Source organism: Streptomyces sp. MP131-18, assembly GCF_001984575.1.
GTDB classification, from domain to species: domain Bacteria; phylum Actinomycetota; class Actinomycetes; order Streptomycetales; family Streptomycetaceae; genus Streptomyces; species Streptomyces johnsoniae.
In genome coordinates, this window is record NZ_LZNS01000001.1 from 1,201,271 (window position 1) to 1,217,467 (window position 16,197).

Genomic DNA, 16,197 nt, shown 5'->3' on the forward strand with positions numbered 1-16,197 from the left:
CCGCTGCTCGTCAGCGAAGCGCGTTCAGCTCGTCGAGGGCGCGATGGCCGCGCTTGACCACCCCTGGAACGACATCGTGGCGCCCGTGGCGGATGGGGATCTCGAGCATGTGGAGGATCTGTGCCGCTGCGAGCACCGCCGTCCCCTCCCAGCCGACCAGGTCGAGGATTCTCGTCCACAGCCGCCTTCGGACACCGTCCAGCAGCGGATCATCCTGGGAGGTGTACCACACGAGGGTGGTGAGATCAGTCGCCCGCGTGCCGCTACCTGCGTTCCCGATATCCACGACCGCCACCACCGCTCCGTCACGGACCAGGACGTTGCTGGGGGTTGAGAGGTCGGCATGGACCATGTCAGGTGCCTCTCGTGGTGGTGGGACGTCGGCACACACGAGACGCAGGCGCTCGACCAAGGCCGACACCACGGAGGAATGCCCCGAGAGCCTGGCCACGGACTGGCGGAGAAGCGACTGCTCGGGCGTCTCGTTGAAATCCAGCCCGGCGACGGCCGATTCCTGACCGGTGGCGACCCGCCAGGCGTATGACCAGTGGTCGTAGGGCTCGGAGGCTTGGCCAGCCTGGAGTTCGATGATGTCCATCAGCTGCTCAATGAGGGACGGGGTCAGCTCTGGCGCGGGGGCCGCGTCAACGAAGTCCATCAGATGCCATACATGAGTGGCTGTGGCCCCCACTCCGAGCCAGGCCGGGGTGGGATAGCCGCGCCTGCGCATGTGCTCGACCACTCTCTGGGCTCGCAGCGTCTCGTCCAGGTGGCCGGGGTGTGCCCGGGGCACTGCTTTGAGCACTGCGTTTGCCCCTCCGGCCAACTGGGCTCGCACGGCACCCCCGTTGACGCCTCCGGGTAGGCGACTGAGAAGAGTGACCTCTGCCCCGACCACGCTGGCCACGTCGTCCAGGACCTCGGCCGGCAGCTCTTCGGGATGGGTGCCGTGGTTCATGCTGTCCTCACAAATCCGGTGTGCCTCAACACACTGGCGCCGTTGGCGGGCCGCCCCGACCTGCTGTCCACCTGGCTGGGACAGCATCTCCCCGTCGCCGAAGTGCTCCCGTTCGGCGCCATAACCGACAGCCCGTGCTACGAGTCCGGTCATGTCGTCTGCGAATGGTAAGGCTCGATCGACCATCCCGGCCAAAGCGTGGCCCGCCGATGCCTCCGCTACGACTTGATTCCGGTGACTGCGACTGGCCGGTGCTCGGCGAACGATCGGTCCGCAGCTGCGGCGACCCGCGTCGCATCGAGAGCGCCGCGTCCTGGGCTCCGATTCGGCCCGCCCTTGCAAACGAGGCGGACGAACGCATCGACCTCGGCCATATATGCCGTTCCGAAGCAATCTGAAAACGCCGGCCAAGGTTCGGTCGGACGACCGCCGGCCCGGGACCGACCGAGCGCAGTGGCGCGCGCTGGGTCCACCCTGCACAAGTATCCGACCAGCCCAACGACCGGTGGATGGTCCCCTCGCCAGCAGTATCGCCTACTCGCGCTGGCCTGCGGTGATTGGGCGGGTCGGGTGCGGGGCCGTACGCCGGCCGGATGGCCGGCCCCCACAAGTCCGCGGAACGGGAACGGCCCGTAGCCTGCCCAGGCGCGGCGGAACCGGTGTTGCCAGCTAGGCCCTGTCCGGCCGATCTTGCCGGGCCCGCGACGCCAGCTACGGCACCTCGCTGCGTTACCGAATCGCGCGAATACGGACAGGTATGAGCTGCGATCCGGCGCCTTGCGATGCACCGCATCTGACGCCGCGGGCTTATCCGACAAGATCGACAGGACAGGACCTAGGCGATGCCAGGCCCGTTCAACGTCTTGACGCCCTGTGCCGCACCCGGCGCCGCTGGGCATCGAGCGGGCGGACGGGGGCAACCGTAGGGAAAAGCTGCCGCCTGCGGAGAACGGAGATCCCATGCCGGAGGGACTGCCCATCAGCTCGGCCACCGACGAGTTCGAGCGGCTGCTCGGGAAGGAGTCGCCGGGCGCGGCGCTGACCCTGGCGTCGGTCCTCGACGCGTTCGAACGGTTCGCCCGCCTGGATTTCGACGTCCCCCACGTGCCGGACGCCGACGGCTGCCTCGTGACACACGGGGTGTCGGAGGGACTTGAGGGGCCGACGTTCTCGGTGCGCGTGGCGCGGCGTTTCGAAGTGCCGCGGGCCGGCGGGCAGCACGACAGCCACGTGCGCGTGTACTGCGAGCTGGTCTACGAGGCGGCCGAGGAGTTCGACGAGCTGGGCGGCAGAACGGAGTGGTGGTTCCGCGGCGCGAGCCCGGACAGCTTCGCCGCCTGGTGGGCCGCCACGACGGCCCCCCTCCTCACGGCCGGCCTCGGCGACGCCTCCCCCAGCTCCGTCGAGATAGGCACCGACGACGGGTAGGGGTCACGTCAGCCGAGGTTCACCCGCTGGGCGACCAGCGTCCGCATCAGCGCCGCGGCGGAAACGGCCGCGTCGGCGCAGCAGTTGTTGAACAGCACGTGCACGGCGTCCGCCCGTTCGGCCAGCCGCCCGATGCGCGGCAGCCACGGCAGCAGTTCCTCGCGCACGTAGCGGTGCCGGAAGCGGTCCTCCTTGCTGCCGGTCCCCCACGCGGCGCTCCGCCCGTGGAACCGCACCACCGACAGCCGGGGGCACGTCACCTCCGCCACGGGCGGCAGCGAGGACGGCAGCCCCTGCGCGGTATCCACGGCCACCAGCGCCATGCCGTGCTCCCGCAGCAGCGCGAGCGTGTCCGCCCGTTGCCGCGCCCTCAGCCAGTCCGCGTGCCGGAACTCGGCGGTGAGCGGCACGTCGCCCGCCAGCTCGCGCGCCCGCGCGAGCCGCGCCCGCGCGCCGCGCCCCGGCGCGAACCACGGCGGGAACTGGAGCAGCACGCTGCCGAGACGCCCGGCGCGGCGCAGCGGCTCGATCCCGTCCAGGAACGCCGCCCACGTGTCGCGCACGGCCGCGGGCCCCAGGTCGTTGCCGCGCACCGGCCGCCCCGCGGGCCCCGGCGGGCGCAGCGCGAGCGGCAGGGTCCCGGCCCGGGTCGGGTGGCCGGTCAGCAGCGAGTACGCCTTGACGTCGAACACGAAGCCGTCGGGCGTCCGTTGGGCCCACTGCCGGCTGCGCTGCGCGGGCGGCGGAGCATAGTAGGTGGCATCGACCTCCACGACCGGGAAGCGCGCCGCGTAGTACCGCAGCCGCCCCTCGGGGCCGCGGTGGCCCGGCGGGTACCAGCCGCCCGCCACCAGCGCCCGGTCCGTCCACGAGCAGGTGCCGATGAGAATGTCGCCCATGGCCCACGGGTGCCCCGTCCGGAAGGGTCAAACGGCGCACCCGCGCCGGGAGTCAGCCGCGGCGCGGCCCCGTGCTCTCGCGGAGGATCAATCGCGGCGCGGCCACCGGGTGCGGCGCGACGGGCTCGCCCTGCTGGAGGAGGCCGTGCAGCAGGGCGAAGCAGGCCCGGCCCAGACCCGCGAAGTCGAGGCGGACGGTGGTCAGACTCGGGGTGAGGAACGCGGCGTGCGGGGCGTCGTCGAACCCGGCGACGCTCACCTCCCCCGGCACGTCCCGGCCCGCCTCGGCGAACGCCCGCAGCAGACCGAGGGCGAGGGCGTCGTTCCCGCACAGCACGGCCGTCACCGCCGGGTCGCGGGCCAGCTCCCGGCCCGCGGCGTAGCCCTCGGCCGGGCCCCACCCGCCCGCCACCGGCTCCGGTACCGGCGCCCCCGCCGCGGTGAGCGCGGCCCGCCACCCGGCGGCGCGCTGAGCCCCGCCGCCGGTGCGGGTGGTGGAGGGGATGGCGACGTAGTGCACGGTGCGGTGGCCGAGGCGGAGCAGGTGACGGGTCACCTCGCGGGCGGCCTCCCGGTCGTCCGTCCACACCCAGGGGCTGCCCGCCGGGGGCGGCTCCGCGGGCGTTTCGACGGCGGCCACGAGCGGCATCCCGGCGGGCGCCAGCTCCAACGCCCGCACGCCCGGCCGGTCGTAGGCGATGACGATGACGCCGCCCCCGGTCCCGGCCGCGCGCGCGAGCGCCTCGCGCACCACGGGCTCCCGGTCCGAGTCCAGCACGCTGATCCCGACCATGTAGGAGGCGGCGCGGGCCGCCTCCTCGATCCCCTGGAGCGCGGCGGCGTAGCCGTGGTGCACGGTGTTGGGAGTCAGGACGGTGACCGACTCCGACCGCCCGCGCGCCAGCGCGTGTGCCGTGGCACTGCGCCGGAACCCCAGGTCGGCGATGGCGGCTTCGACGCGGGCCCGCGTCGAAGCCCGGACGCTGGGATGCCCGTTGATGACCCGGGACACGGTCTGGTGCGAGACGCCGGCGGCGCTCGCGACATCACGAATGCTGGCGGCCCGCCGACCGCCGGCGCCCCCGGCGTGGCCGCTCATGGACATACCCAGATTGTGACCGGTCACATCAACTCCCGTCAAGCGACGCCCCCCCGGGGGGGGCGGACCGCCGGGCGGAACGCCGGGGGCGCCTCACCGGGCCAGGGATTCGAAGTATCCCTTCTGCGCGGGGTAGTAGTCCTCGAAGCCGGGCCGCGGCCCGCCGGTGCGCGCGGCGGAGAGCATGTCCAGGTAGTACTCCCAGCCCGGGCCGGTCGCGCCGAGGTGATCCGCGGAGGGGAGGTGGTGGACGAGCCGGAGCTCCGTGGTCCCGCCGGTCTCGTCCAGCAGCAGTTCCAGCGGCCAGGACCCGGCCTCGTCCTCCATCGAGACGGCGAGCCGGCGCGGCGGTTCGCAGGCTTCGATCCGGAGCCGGCACCAGGGCGCCGACTCCTCGAACGTCAACTGAACCTCCACGGTGCGGCCGGGGGCCGCGTCGCCGCGCCACGGGCCGAACCAGCGGGCGGTGCGTTCCGGCTCGGTGACGCTCGCCCAGACGTCCACGGCCGGGGCGCGGTAGGTGCGGGTGAGGATCAGGTCGAATCCCGTCGGCGTGGGTACGAGCAGTCCGGTGGGCTCTGGAGTCATCCCGTGTCCTTTCCGGGGTGGTGCGCGGTGCACGGGGCGCTGGCCGGCGCCTCCCGGCCCCGGTCCCGTCGCGCCCGGTGGACCTCGGTCTCCAGCGCGGCCAGGCGCTGTGACCACTGGGGCCGCCGCTCCTCGAACCGGGCGAGCCACGTGGCGAGGTGATCCAGCCGGGAGGGAACGAGCGAGTAGCGCCGGTGGCGTCCCGCCTGCTCGTCACGGACCAGGCCGCTCTCACGCAGCACGCGCAGGTGGCGGCTCACCGCGGGGCGGCTGATGCTGAAGCGGGCAGCGATCTCGCCCGCCGTCAGCGGGGTGTGGCGCAGCATGACCAAGATCTCCCGGCGCACCGGATCGGCGATGGCGCCGGCCACCTCGCTCAGTTCGTCCACGCACAAAAGCGTAACCTATAGGTTACGCGTTGAGCCACGCCCCCGTTGACGGCCTTCCGGACCCAGGGTGGTTGCCGATCGGCACTGCTCGGGCCAGGAGCGGCTCACCGTGCAGGGGACGATGCTGCGGGCGGGCGCCCCTCCTCGTCCTCACCTGAGCAACCGATCCCCTCGGCGAAATGCCGGAATTCCCCGGCCGGGAACTTGATCGGAGGCGAACGGCAACTGTCGGGTCGCGCCCGGGGTGCCCTCCGTAGCGTTGCCGGTGAACGAGGGAGGAACCGATGCTGGACCGGTTGAACGAGGCACTGGAGCGAATCGAGGACGACCCCGCCAACCCGGTGGATGTGGCGGAGATGGCGCGGATAGCGCTCACTTCCGAGCACCATCTGCGGCGGATGTTCTCCGCACTGGCCGGAATGCCGCTCTCGGAGTACGTGCGGCGCCGCAGGCTCACCCTGGCGGGGACGGAGGTGCTGGAGGGCAAGGACACCCTGCTCGACATCGCCGCCCGCTACGGCTACGGGTCGGCCGAGGCGTTCACCCGGGCGTTCTGTGCCGTGCACGGCATCAGCCCCGGGCAGGCACGCCGCACCAGGGCCGCGCTCACCTCCCAGTCCCGGCTGTCCTTCCACCTCACCATCGAAGGGAGAAGCACCGTGCGCTACCGCATCGTCGACAAGGACGCCTTCCGTCTGGTCGGACTCAGGAAACGCGTCCCAGTCGTCCACGAGGGTCTCAACCCCGCCCTGGTCGAGTTCTTCGAGAGCATCGACGACGCCACCCACGAACTGCTGGAGGAGCTGTCCGACCAGGAGCCCTACGGTGGACTGTCGGCCACCGTCGTCCTCGGACCCGGCGGGGGCGAGGGCAGCGACATGGATTACTACCTGGCCGCGGCCACCACCGCCGAGGCCCCCGAGGGGATGGAGACCTTGGAAGTGCCCGCCTCCACCTGGGCGGTCTTCCCCTATGAGCGGGTGCGCTTCCCCGAGGGTCTTCAGAGCCTTTGGCGCGAGGTCTATTCCGCCTGGTTCCCTTCCCACCCCGCCTATCACACCGCCGAGGCGCTTTCGCTGGTGCGGGCGGAATACGACGAGCAGGACGAGAACATCTCCTCGGGGGAACTGTGGCTGCCGGTGGCCAAAGCCGCTGAGTGACCGTTGCCCCCTGAGCGCACCCGTGAGGGGCGGCCCGCCCTCGACCCGAGCGCCCGACGACGGCCGGTCGGAACGCGGAGGTCAGGTGGGGATCGGGGCGGGGGCCGGGGTGGGCGGGCCGGTGGGGGTGAGGCCGTGGGAGAGGACGATTTCGTCGAGGGCGGCCAGGGCCTGGCGGATGAGCGGGTGGCTGCGGCTGCCGCCGCGCACGCAGGTGAGGACGCGGCGGCACAGCGGGATGTCCGCGGCGACGGGCACGCGGACGACGGAGTGGGCGAGGGGGATGCCGGTGAGCCGCGGATAGAGGGACAGGCCGAGACCGTGGCCGACGAGGGCGGAGATGGCGGACCACTCCGTCGCCCGGTGCGCGATGCGGGGGGTGAACCCGGTCTGCGCGCAGAAGATCATGCAGCGCCGGTAGTGGTCACAGCTGTCGGGCATCGGCAGCACCCAGTCCTCGGTGGCGGTCTCGGCGAGGTGCACCCGGTCGCGCGTCGCGAACGGGTGCGCGGCGGGCACGAGGAGGTCGAACGGCTCCTCCAGCAGGGACTCCTGGTCGAAACGGGAGTCCCCGGGGTGCGGGAAGCCCTCGGGCGGCGCGAGGACGGCGATGTCGGCGTCGGTGGACATCAGCATGTCGAAGCCGGCGGCCGCCTCGCACTCGGTGACCTCGACGGTGAGGGCGGGGCGGCGTTCGCGCAGGAGGGCGGTGGCCGGGACGATCAGGCCGATGAGCGCGCTGGGGTAGCCGCACATGCGAAGCAGCCCTGCTTCGCCCGCGCGGTGCGCCTCCAGCGCGGTCTCGGCCTCCTGCCAGCGGGCCAGGAGCGCATCGCCGTGCTCGATGACGAGGTGGGCGGCGGTGGTGAGGCGGATGCGGCGGCCCTGCGGCTCGACGAGCTGCACCTTCAGCTCCTTGGCCAGCTCGCGCAGTTGGTGCGAGACGGCGGAGGGGGTGAGGTGCAGGGCGGCGGCCGCTGCGGTCACCGTGCCGTGCTGGTGCACGGCACGCAGGACTTGGAGGCGGCGCAGATCAATCATGCAATCATTTTGCACATCACTACCCAGAAACATGAAATGGACGCGAACGGTCGCCCGGTTGGACACTCGACGCATGACCACCACGACACGGACGGAAACGCACCCGCGAACGCGAGCACGCACCGACAGGAAGGAACTGTCCCGCCACGCGACCGGCGACGGAACGGTCGTCTGGAGCCGCTGCTCCTGCGGGCGGCTGCGGATGGTCTTCACTCCCACGGACCCCCGCGGCACCGCGCTGACCGCGGGCGGCGCGACCCCGGGCTGCCCCGACTGCCCGTGACTGCCCGCATCCCCTACGCTGGGCCGGAGTCGGTCCCGGCGGCAGGGGTGGTGAGGGTGCTCGGCGACCCGGTGCTCGGGGCGTTCAGGAAGGCGTGTCACGAGGCCGCGAGGCGCACGCCGGGGGTGACGTTCTACGAACTGACGGAGGCCGCCGCACGCGTCGCCTTCCACTCCGCCGCGATGAGCGACCGCAGACTGCGGCACCGCATCCTGTGCCGTTCGCGCGGCGGCCTCGTCGCCTTTGCCGCGCCGCCGCCCTTCCCCGGCTCGGCAGCGCTGGACTTCCGCGAACCGCCGCTGTGGGCCGAGGTGTTCGCGTGGTACGGGCTGCGGGTGCTGCGGGCCGGGGTGCTGACGGCCCCGCCGTCGTCGGCCGGCGCGGAGGTGCTGGACGCCTCCGACCGCCAGGCGCTGCTCAGATGGCGGCCGAGGACGCTGGGCGAGCTGGTGTTCACCTCGTGGAACGTGCCAGGTCCGCCAGGAGGCCCGGCAGGTCGGCCAGCCCGCTGATGCGGCGCAGCGCCGCGACGGCCGCCGCGGCCGCGGCGGCGGACGCACCGGCCCGGTCGAGCCAGATGCCGTGCAGACCGGCCGCGTCGGCGGCGGCCGCGTCGATGTCGGGGCGGTCGCCGATGTAGGCCACGGCCCGCGGCGGCAGGTCCATGGCATCGCAGACGGCGAGGAACGCCTCCGGCGCGGGCTTGGCGTGGCCGACCTGGTCGGAGCAGAGCAGCACCTCGAACCGGTCGCGAATGCCCATCGCCCGCAGCTTCAGGTCCTGGTGAGCGGTGTCGGAGTTGGACAGCAGGCCGTGCCGGTAGCCGGGGGTGAGGGAGGCGAGCGCGGGCAGCACGTCGGGGAAGAGCCCGTCGGCGGGCCGCCAGTGGGCGCGGTAGCGCCGGAACCAGGCATCCGCCTCGGCGTCGGAGAGCCGCTCGCCGAGGAACGCGCGGGCCCGGTCGCGGCGCTGGCCCGCGAAGTCGGTCTCCCCCGCGAGGAAGCGGGCGTAGTGCACCTCCATGACCTCACGCCACCGGCGCACGGCGGCGTCCGGGCCGGGGAACCGGGACAGCAGCCCCTCGGCCTCGAAGTGCCGCAGGGCGGCGGCCCGGTCGGTGCCGGTGTAGTCGAAGAGGGTGTCGTCGATGTCCCAGACCACGGCGCGGATGCCCATGCGGGGACCGTAGCATCGGCGGCGTGCGCTTTCTGACCTGGAACGTGTGGTGGCGCTTCGGCTCGTGGGAGCGGCGCAAGGAGGCGATCCTCGCCGTGCTGCGGGCCGAGCGGCCGGACGTCTGCGGCCTCCAGGAGGTGTGGGACGCCGAGGGAACGAACCTGGCCGGCTGGCTGGCCGGGGAGTTGGGGATGCACTGGGCGTGGGGGCCGGGTGAGGTGTTCCCGCACTGGCCGGACCGGCCGGGCGGCGTGCGCGCGGGCGTGGGCAACGCGGTGCTCAGCCGCTGGCCGGTGATCCGCTCGGAGACACGGCGCCTGCCGGTCGCGGGCGGGCCCGACGAGGTGCGGGTGGCGCTGTTCGCGCTGGTCGACGCGCCGGGGGCGCGCGTGCCGTTCTTCACGACGCATCTGCACTCGGCGCCCGGGGGTTCCGCGGTGCGGTGCGCGCAGGCGCGGGCGCTGGCCGGGTTCGTCGCGGAACGGTCCGGGGAGGGCTCGTTCCCTCCGGTGGTGACGGGAGATTTCAACGCCGCGCCGGACTCGGCGGAGTTGCGGTGCTTCCACGATGCGTCGGCGGCGGGCGCGGAGCCGGGCGCGGAGTTGGCGGACGTCTGGCGGGCCGCGCCCGCAGGCGCGGCGTGGGCCACATGGGACCCGGCGAATCCGCTGGTCGCCGGCCCGGCGAAGGTCCGGGCCAGGATCGACTACATCCACACGGGGCCGCCGGACCGCGGGGGCGGCGGCGCGGTGCTGTCCGCACGGCGGGCCGGGGACGCGCCGGTGGCCGGGGTGTGGCCGTCCGATCATGCGGCGGTGATCGCCGAGTTGGCCGCGCCCGCCGCGCCCGCCGCGCCGGACTGACGGCGGGCGCGCGGGGGGCCAGGGACAGGAACCGGAGCAGGAACCGGTCAGAGCGCGGCGGTCCAGGGGCCGTCGGGGCGGTCGCGGCGCTGCTCGACAACGGCGCGCGCGGCCTCGGCGGTCTCCTCGTCCGGCAACCGGTGGTAGCCGTCCCGGGTGATGAGCGTGACGACCGGGTAGAGCCCGCGGGTCGGGTCGGGTCCGCCGGTGGCGGTGTCCTCCTCGGCCGCGTCGTACAGGGCCTGGACGACGGCGAGGGTCAGTTCGTGGGCGTCGAGCCCCGGCCGGTACAGCTTCTTGAGCGCGCCGCGTGCGAAGGGGGAGCCGGAGCCGGTGGCGGCGAAGTCCCGTTCCTCGCTGTGGGCGCCGGCGGGCTCGAACGAGAAGATGCGCCCGCGTCCGGCGGCGAGGTCGTAGCCGACGAAGAGGGGGATGACCGCGAGCCCCTGCATGGCCATGCCGAGGTTGCCGCGGACCATGGCCGTGAGCCGGTTGGCCTTGCCGACGAGGGAGAGCGGGACGCCCTCGACCTTCTCGTAGTGCTCCAGCTCCAGTTGGAAGAGGCGGACCATCTCCACCGCGAGGCCGACGGTGCCGGAGATGCCCACGGCGGAGTACTCGTCGGTGGGGAAAACCTTCTCGGCCTCGCGGTGGGCGATGAGATTGCCCTGGGTGATGCGGCGGTCCCCGGCGAGCAGCACGCCGTCGGCGTAGGTGGCCGCGACGATGGTCGTGCCGTGCGGTATTTCAGCCGCGGCACCCGCGGCGCCGGGCAGCGGGCCGGGCGCGGGCAGGGCGTCGGGCGCGTGGCGGGTGAGGAAGTCGAGGAACGACGGCGGTCCCGGCGTGAGGAATCCGGCGGGCAGGCCGCCCCAGTCGGAGACATCGGCAGACATGGCTCTCCCCTTCCTGCTGCTGACTCGGGCCCATCGTAGGGGCAACACCGGCCCTGCGACCGGCAGATGCGTCGGGTAGCGACCTTCCCACCGAGCCCCGCGGGCACACCCGCGGGCCGCGGCGGGGCCGCCGCCTCAGCGCGGCAGCCGGAAGTCGACGACGTGGAGCGGGGAGGGCGTGGTCCCGGTGGAGCGTTCCTGGTAGAGGAACGACAGGATGCCGTCCTGGGCCACGCGGGTGTGGTCGACGACGACCTCGCCGAACGCGTTCAGGCTGCCGGTGCCGTCGTACAGCAGCGTCCAGTCGCGCCAGCCGCTCGCCGCCGAGGCGGCGGCGATGCGGCCGTAGGGCATCACCGCGTAGGCGTTGTCGTGGGCGTCGAGGACCAGTTGGGAACGCTGGCTGGAGTTCATCGGCACCGGCACCTCCGTCTTGTGCCACGCGCCTGAGGCGTCGCGCCGCACGTGGAAGGGGCGCGCGTTCGCGATGCGGCCGCTCACGTAGTCCGCGACGCACTGCCCGAAGCGGCCGGGCACGTAGGAGATCAGCGCGTGCGGGAGTCCGCGGGAGTCGACGCCCTGGGACTCCTGGTTCATCAGCGCGTGGTCGGGTCCGAGCGGATCGGCGATCAGCCCGGGCGAGTTGACCCCGGCGGTGGCCGAGCCGGTGGTCGCCACGCGGGTGCCCGCCGCGTTGGTCCAGGTGCGTCCGTCGTCCGTGCTGCGGACGTAGACGGTGTCGTGGTTGGTGAGGTTGGCGCCACAGGTCACCGCGCCGCTCCGCTCGCGCCAGGTGCCGAAGACGTGGAGGGTGCCGTCTGGCCCGTAGTCCAGTCCGTGCAGGTAGAGGTTGCGGGACGGGCTTGAGCCGCGGGCGGTGGTGTAGGTGCCGGTGGCGCTGCTCCAGGTGCCCAGTTCGCGCCAGCGGCTGCCGTCGTACTCGGCCAGGGCGGCCTGGCCGTTGCCCGAGACGCCGGTGCGGTAGCTGAGCAGCAGGCGCCCGCCCGGGGTCGGCAGGAACTGCGGGTAGGTGAACGCCGAGGTCAGCGCGACGCCGTCGAGGCTGGATAGCACCGGGCCGAAGGCGGCGGGCGTCCAGTCGTGCGCCGTCGGCGCACTGATGAGGCCCGCGACGGACTTGACGTAGCGGTAGCCGCTGCTGTGCGCGTCCATGACCAGGTGCAGGCGGCCGTCCGTGGGCGAGACGCCGGCGGAGATGACGTTGTGCGAGTTGTCGGAGCTGAGCCTGTGGCCGACCCGCACGGTTTCCCAGTCGGCCGAGCCCACCGCCCGGCGGCCGACCACCGCGTTCCGGTCGGCGGTGTACCAGACCGCGTACTGGTGGCCGGCGTGGGTGAGCAGGCCGTTCTTCTGGAAGGCGTTGTTGTTGACGAGGCCGTCGTAGGAGACGAAGTAGATGGCGGCCGGGTCGAGCCGCGTGCCGCCCAGGGGCGTGACGGACGGCGCCGCGGCCGCTGCCGCGGACGGCGCGTGGCCGACCGCCGTCAGGGCACCGAGGGCGGCGGTGCCGAGGGCTCCGCGGACGAAGGTTCTGCGATCGGGTGCGGGAGGCATGGCGGCTCCTCGGTCGGCCGGCCGCCTGCGGCGGCGGCATGAAAGGTTTCATCCCAGTCCCGCCACGGAAAGTAGGAGCTTGTCGCGAGCCGGTCAAGAAGCCCGGCGGCGCCGTCTCAGTCCGGCCGGACGATGCGCAGGAACGGCGGCACGGCGACGGCACCGATGACGGCGAACGCGGCGAACGCCAGGCGCGCACCGCCGAGTTCGGCGAGCAGCCCGGCGAGCGCCGCGCCGAGCGGCAGCGCGCCCCAGCCGAAGAGCCGGCTGACCGCGTTGTACCGGCCCAGCATGCCGTCGGGAACGATGCGCTGCGCGATGGTGCGCGCGTTCACCGACCAGAGCGTTCCGCCCATGCCGCCCGCGAACGCGGCCGCCGCGACCACCCCGGGCCGCGCGGTGAGCGCCGGGGCCGCCATCATGGCGACGGTGCCGAGCAGATCGGCGAACATCACACGGCGGCGGCCCAGCCACCGGTTGAGCCGGGACACGGTGAGCGCGCCGGTCAGCCCGCCCACGCCAAGCGCGCCGAGCACCAGTCCGTACTGCCGCGCGTCCAGGCCCATGCCCTGCGTCGCGTACAGCGGCAGGAGCGCGAGCCAGGCACCCCAACTCGCGCAGAGCGCGGTGAGGATGAGCGCCATCGTGCGCAGCAGGCGGTGCCGCCACAGATAACGGAGTCCCTCCGCGATGTCGTGGCGCAGGGACGACCGGGCGGACGCGGCGCCCGGCCCCGGCCCCGGCCCCGGCCCCGGGCCTGCGTCGGCCACTCCGCCGCCCGCGGCGAAGCGGCCGGTGAGCAGCACGAGGGTGAGGGCGCCGACGAGGTAGGCCGCCCACGTGGCGCCGAGCGCCACGCCGGTGCCCAGGGCGAGGAGCAGCCCGCCGACGAACGGTCCGCAGAACTCCCCGCACACGGTTTCCGCGCCCGCCAGCCAGGCGTTGGCGCGTTCGCGTCCCGCGGGCGGCACCGCGGCCGGCACCAGGGAGGCGGCGGCGGTCATGGCGACGACCTCGGCGACGCCGAGCACCGCGCCCGCGCCGTAGAGCACCGGCAGGCCGGGCTCGCCCGCGGCGAAGGCGGCGAGCAGCCCGCCGAGCGCGAGCAGCCGCACGGCGCCCGCCGCCCACAGCAGCAGCCGCCGGTCGACGCGGTCCACGAGGGCACCGACCGGCAGCGCGGCGAGCAGCCACGGCAGCGTGAGGGTGAGCGAGACGGCGGTGATCTGTGCGGGCGAGGACGTGACGCGGGTCGCCAGCAGCGGCAGCGCCATCTTGGCCACGCCGTCGGCGAGATTGGTCAGCGCGGTGAACACGACGAGCACCGCGGTGTTGCGCCCGGCGCGCGGCGGCGCCCAGGGCCGTGCGGCGGCGGTTTCCACGGAGGCCACGGAGGCCACGGAGGCCACGGAGGTCGGCACGACTCCCCCTTAACCGTCTAAACGTTTTGCCGGTGCAGACCGGCTCAGCTTAACCAGTCATCGCGTTAGCCGGTAGGGTGCGGGCATGCTCGGCCCGCCGCCCTCCGCCGTTCTGCTCCAGGACTTCACGAACACCCTGGACATCCACCTCGGCACCGACGCCGTGCCGACACCGGCCGCGCTGGCCGCCTGGCTGGCCGGTCGCGGCCTGCTGCCGTCCGGGGCCCGCATCACGGCCGCGCAGCACGCCGCGTACCTGACGGCGCGGGCCGGGCTGCGGGAACTGCTGGGGCTGCGGACCGCGGGAGACGCGGACCCGGAGGTGACGGCGGCGGCGCAGCGGGTCCTCGACGGGCTGCCGCTGCTGGTCCGCCTGGCCGGACGGCCCGTGCTCACCCCCGCGCCCGGCCTGCGCCCGCTCGCCGTACTGGCCGCAGCCTGGGGCGAGTTGGTGACCACGGGGGACGCCGCCCGCCTGAAGCGCTGCGCGGAGACGACGTGCGGCGAGGTGTTCTGGGACGTGTCGAAGAACCGCAGCCGCCGCTGGTGCTCGATGAGCGTGTGCGGCAACCGGGCCAAGGCCCGCCGCCACGCGACGCGTCGCACCCCCGGCGGGCGGGAGCCCGCCTGAGGATCGCCTGCGGGCTCCCCCGCCCCGGGCGAACTACGCTGCGCAGCATGCGGATCGAAATACGTGAGATGACGCCCGGGGACACCGAAGGGGTGGCACGCGCCCGAATCCAGGGCTGGCGGCACGCCTACCGAGGGCTGGTCCCGCAGGACTATCTCGACGGCATGCGGCCGGAGTTGTTCGCCGCCATGCTCAGGGCCGCGGCGCCGGGCGAACCGGCGGACCGCGTGCACCTGGTGGCGGACGCCAGGGGCACGGGGGTGATCGGCTGGGCGCACCCCGGCGCGTACCGGCCCGACGAGCACGTCGACAAACGACCCGGCCGACCGCAGGAGGAGGCCGAGGAGGGGAGTTGCGGCGAGCTGTACGCGCTGTACTTAGTGCCCGAGTTCATCGGCACCGGCGTGGGCCGGGCGTTGCTGGACAGTTCGCTGCGGTGGCTCGCGGGGCGGGGACACCGTCGGCTGCGGCTGTGGGTGCTGCGGGACAACGTGATGGGGCGCCGCTTCTATGACCGCGTCGGGCTCGTCGCGGACGGCGCGGTGCGGACGGATGTGATCGCCGGGATGCCGGTGAACGAGGTGCGGTACGCCGCGGCGCTGGACGGCGAGGGCCGCGTCCTGGCCCGGCGCGGTGCGGCCCTGGGTGACCCGGCGTGACGGGGGAGGTGTGACGGGGCGCACACCACCGGGGGCCGCCGCGGGGGTGGCGACCCGGTTACCCACAAGTTAGCCTGCTCATCAGAGCGTTGATCCGCTCAGACGGTTTGGTGACGCAGCCGTCAAGGACGCCGTCGGTCCGGCGTCCGTCGCACGCCGCGCACGGCGGGCCCCGGGACGGGGACCGCCGCGCCCCCTGCCGACGCCGCCATTTCCCCTGAAGTCCGTGCCGGAACAGCGGCCACGGGACCGCTGACACGGGGCACGCGGTTATGCCCGCGCATCGGTGTGACGCATGCAGTACGTTCGCTCCATGGCCCAGCCAGTGAAGACCGCACGTCCGCATGCCTCGTCCCAGCGCCTCAAAGTGCGCCGCCAGCTCGCCACGGCGGCGATGGAGCTGTTCGCGACCAAGGGGTACGAGGCCACCACGGTGGACGAGATCGCCGCCACCGCGGGCGTCGCGCGGCGCACCTTCTTCCGGCACTTCAGGTCCAAGGAGGAGGCCATTTTCCCGGACCACGACGACACCCTGGAGCGCGCGGAGGCGGTGCTGGAGGCCGCGCCCGCCCGGGAGAACCCCATCGACACGGTGTGCCGCGGCATCAAGGAGGTCATGAAGATGTACGCCTCCTCCCCCGCCGTATCGGTGCAGCGCTACCGGCTGACCCGCGAGGTGCCCGCACTGCGCGAGCGGGAGATCGCCTCCGTCGCCCGTTACGAGCGGCTGTTCACGCGCTATCTGCTGGCCCAGTTCGACGAGAGTTCCCATCAGGGCGACGAGCCGCTGCTCGCGGAGGTCGCCGCCGCCGCGGTGGTCACCGCGCACAACCACGTACTGCGGCGCTGGCTGCGCCGGGACGGTGAGGGCGACGTGGAGGCGGAGCTGGACCACGCGTTCGCCATCGTGCGCCGCACGTTCGGCGCGTTGCCCGCCATCAACCGCGCGGCACCGGCGGGCATGGCGCCGGCCGCGGTCGTGTCCGCCCGCGACGAGGTGCTGGTGACCGTGGCCAGGACGGACGCGCCACTGAGCGAGGTCATGCGGACCATCGAGCAGGCCCTGCACGACCGGTCCTGAACGCCCCTGCCCCGCCGGCCCGCCACCCCCGCACGCTCGAACGAGCACGC

General features: G+C 73.5%; 18 protein-coding genes. 8 read left to right on the top strand and 10 right to left on the bottom strand.

Annotation, left to right across the window (positions count from 1 at the left end; all coding sequences use genetic code 11):
- Positions 1 to 10: 10 nt before the first annotated feature.
- Positions 11 to 958: a phosphotransferase gene (locus STBA_RS05080; RefSeq protein WP_077058080.1), complete on the bottom strand. Its 948-nt coding sequence runs from the start codon at positions 956 to 958 to the stop codon at positions 11 to 13.
- 960 nt (positions 959 to 1,918) lie between these two features.
- On the opposite strand from STBA_RS05080, the gene STBA_RS37040 reads away from it, so the two are divergent.
- Positions 1,919 to 2,386 (top strand): hypothetical protein, encoded by a 468-nt coding sequence (locus STBA_RS37040; protein ID WP_077058081.1) that lies wholly within the window; start codon positions 1,919 to 1,921, stop codon positions 2,384 to 2,386.
- Between the two features lie 8 nt (positions 2,387 to 2,394).
- Here STBA_RS37040 and STBA_RS05090 read toward each other — a convergent pair whose 3' ends face one another.
- From STBA_RS05090 to STBA_RS05105, 4 genes are all read right to left on the bottom strand, one after another.
- Positions 2,395 to 3,285, bottom strand: a complete 891-nt coding sequence (locus STBA_RS05090; RefSeq protein ID WP_077058082.1) for a DUF72 domain-containing protein — start codon at positions 3,283 to 3,285, stop codon at positions 2,395 to 2,397.
- 52 nt (positions 3,286 to 3,337) lie between these two features.
- Positions 3,338 to 4,390: a LacI family DNA-binding transcriptional regulator gene (locus STBA_RS05095; protein WP_077058083.1), complete on the bottom strand. Its 1,053-nt coding sequence runs from the start codon at positions 4,388 to 4,390 to the stop codon at positions 3,338 to 3,340.
- Positions 4,391 to 4,477: 87 nt separating this feature from the next.
- Positions 4,478 to 4,972 (bottom strand): SRPBCC family protein, encoded by a 495-nt coding sequence (locus STBA_RS05100; protein ID WP_077058084.1) that lies wholly within the window; start codon positions 4,970 to 4,972, stop codon positions 4,478 to 4,480.
- Positions 4,969 to 5,361, bottom strand: coding sequence for a metalloregulator ArsR/SmtB family transcription factor (locus STBA_RS05105; protein ID WP_077058085.1), 393 nt, complete (start codon positions 5,359 to 5,361; stop codon positions 4,969 to 4,971). Before STBA_RS05105 ends, STBA_RS05100 begins: the two co-directional genes overlap by 4 nt.
- Positions 5,362 to 5,645: 284 nt before the next feature.
- Between STBA_RS05105 and STBA_RS05110 the strand changes: the two genes are divergently transcribed.
- On the top strand, positions 5,646 to 6,521 hold the full coding sequence (locus STBA_RS05110) for a helix-turn-helix domain-containing protein (RefSeq protein ID WP_077058086.1): 876 nt from the start codon (positions 5,646 to 5,648) through the stop codon (positions 6,519 to 6,521).
- Between the two features lie 81 nt (positions 6,522 to 6,602).
- Here STBA_RS05110 and STBA_RS05115 read toward each other — a convergent pair whose 3' ends face one another.
- Positions 6,603 to 7,562 (bottom strand): LysR family transcriptional regulator, encoded by a 960-nt coding sequence (locus tag STBA_RS05115; protein ID WP_077058087.1) that lies wholly within the window; start codon positions 7,560 to 7,562, stop codon positions 6,603 to 6,605.
- Between the two features lie 73 nt (positions 7,563 to 7,635).
- Between STBA_RS05115 and STBA_RS05120 the strand changes: the two genes are divergently transcribed.
- Both STBA_RS05120 and STBA_RS05125 read left to right on the top strand, forming a co-directional pair.
- Positions 7,636 to 7,845 carry a hypothetical protein gene (locus tag STBA_RS05120; protein ID WP_077058088.1) on the top strand — a complete coding sequence of 70 codons (210 nt, stop codon included), beginning with the start codon at positions 7,636 to 7,638 and terminating at the stop codon, positions 7,843 to 7,845.
- A complete protein-coding gene (locus STBA_RS05125) occupies positions 7,842 to 8,357 on the top strand; it encodes a hypothetical protein (RefSeq protein WP_143659425.1) in 516 nt (171 codons plus the stop codon). The genes STBA_RS05120 and STBA_RS05125 overlap by 4 nt, the downstream gene beginning before the upstream one ends.
- Here STBA_RS05125 and STBA_RS05130 read toward each other — a convergent pair.
- The gene (locus STBA_RS05130) at positions 8,299 to 9,021 is read right to left on the bottom strand and encodes an HAD family hydrolase (RefSeq protein ID WP_077058090.1); all 723 of its coding nucleotides are present in this window, start codon (positions 9,019 to 9,021) and stop codon (positions 8,299 to 8,301) included. The two genes, STBA_RS05125 and STBA_RS05130, sit on opposite strands and share 59 nt — an antisense overlap.
- A 23-nt stretch (positions 9,022 to 9,044) precedes the next feature.
- Here STBA_RS05130 and STBA_RS05135 point away from each other — a divergent pair, with 23 nt between their 5' ends.
- On the top strand, positions 9,045 to 9,884 hold the full coding sequence (locus STBA_RS05135; protein WP_077058091.1) for an endonuclease/exonuclease/phosphatase family protein: 840 nt from the start codon (positions 9,045 to 9,047) through the stop codon (positions 9,882 to 9,884).
- Positions 9,885 to 9,931: 47 nt separating this feature from the next.
- Here the strand turns inward: STBA_RS05135 and prcB are convergent, their stop codons facing one another.
- From prcB to STBA_RS05150, 3 genes are all read right to left on the bottom strand, one after another.
- Complete coding sequence (prcB, locus tag STBA_RS05140) at positions 9,932 to 10,780, bottom strand: proteasome subunit beta (RefSeq protein WP_077058092.1); 849 nt, start codon at positions 10,778 to 10,780, stop codon at positions 9,932 to 9,934.
- A gap of 135 nt (positions 10,781 to 10,915) precedes the next feature.
- Positions 10,916 to 12,355, bottom strand: coding sequence for a BNR repeat-containing protein (locus tag STBA_RS05145; RefSeq protein ID WP_077058093.1), 1,440 nt, complete (start codon positions 12,353 to 12,355; stop codon positions 10,916 to 10,918).
- A 116-nt stretch (positions 12,356 to 12,471) separates the two neighbouring features.
- Complete coding sequence (locus STBA_RS05150; protein ID WP_216356016.1) at positions 12,472 to 13,746, bottom strand: MFS transporter; 1,275 nt, start codon at positions 13,744 to 13,746, stop codon at positions 12,472 to 12,474.
- 115 nt (positions 13,747 to 13,861) lie between these two features.
- Here STBA_RS05150 and STBA_RS05155 point away from each other — a divergent pair, with 115 nt between their 5' ends.
- From STBA_RS05155 to STBA_RS05165, 3 genes are all read left to right on the top strand, one after another.
- The gene (locus tag STBA_RS05155; protein ID WP_077058094.1) at positions 13,862 to 14,407 is read left to right on the top strand and encodes a CGNR zinc finger domain-containing protein; all 546 of its coding nucleotides are present in this window, start codon (positions 13,862 to 13,864) and stop codon (positions 14,405 to 14,407) included.
- Positions 14,408 to 14,454: 47 nt separating this feature from the next.
- Entirely contained in the window at positions 14,455 to 15,066 is a 612-nt protein-coding gene (locus tag STBA_RS05160) for a GNAT family N-acetyltransferase (protein WP_077058095.1), read from the top strand.
- A 295-nt stretch (positions 15,067 to 15,361) separates the two neighbouring features.
- A complete protein-coding gene (locus tag STBA_RS05165; RefSeq protein ID WP_077058096.1) occupies positions 15,362 to 16,147 on the top strand; it encodes a TetR family transcriptional regulator in 786 nt (261 codons plus the stop codon).
- Positions 16,148 to 16,197: the final 50 nt, after the last annotated feature.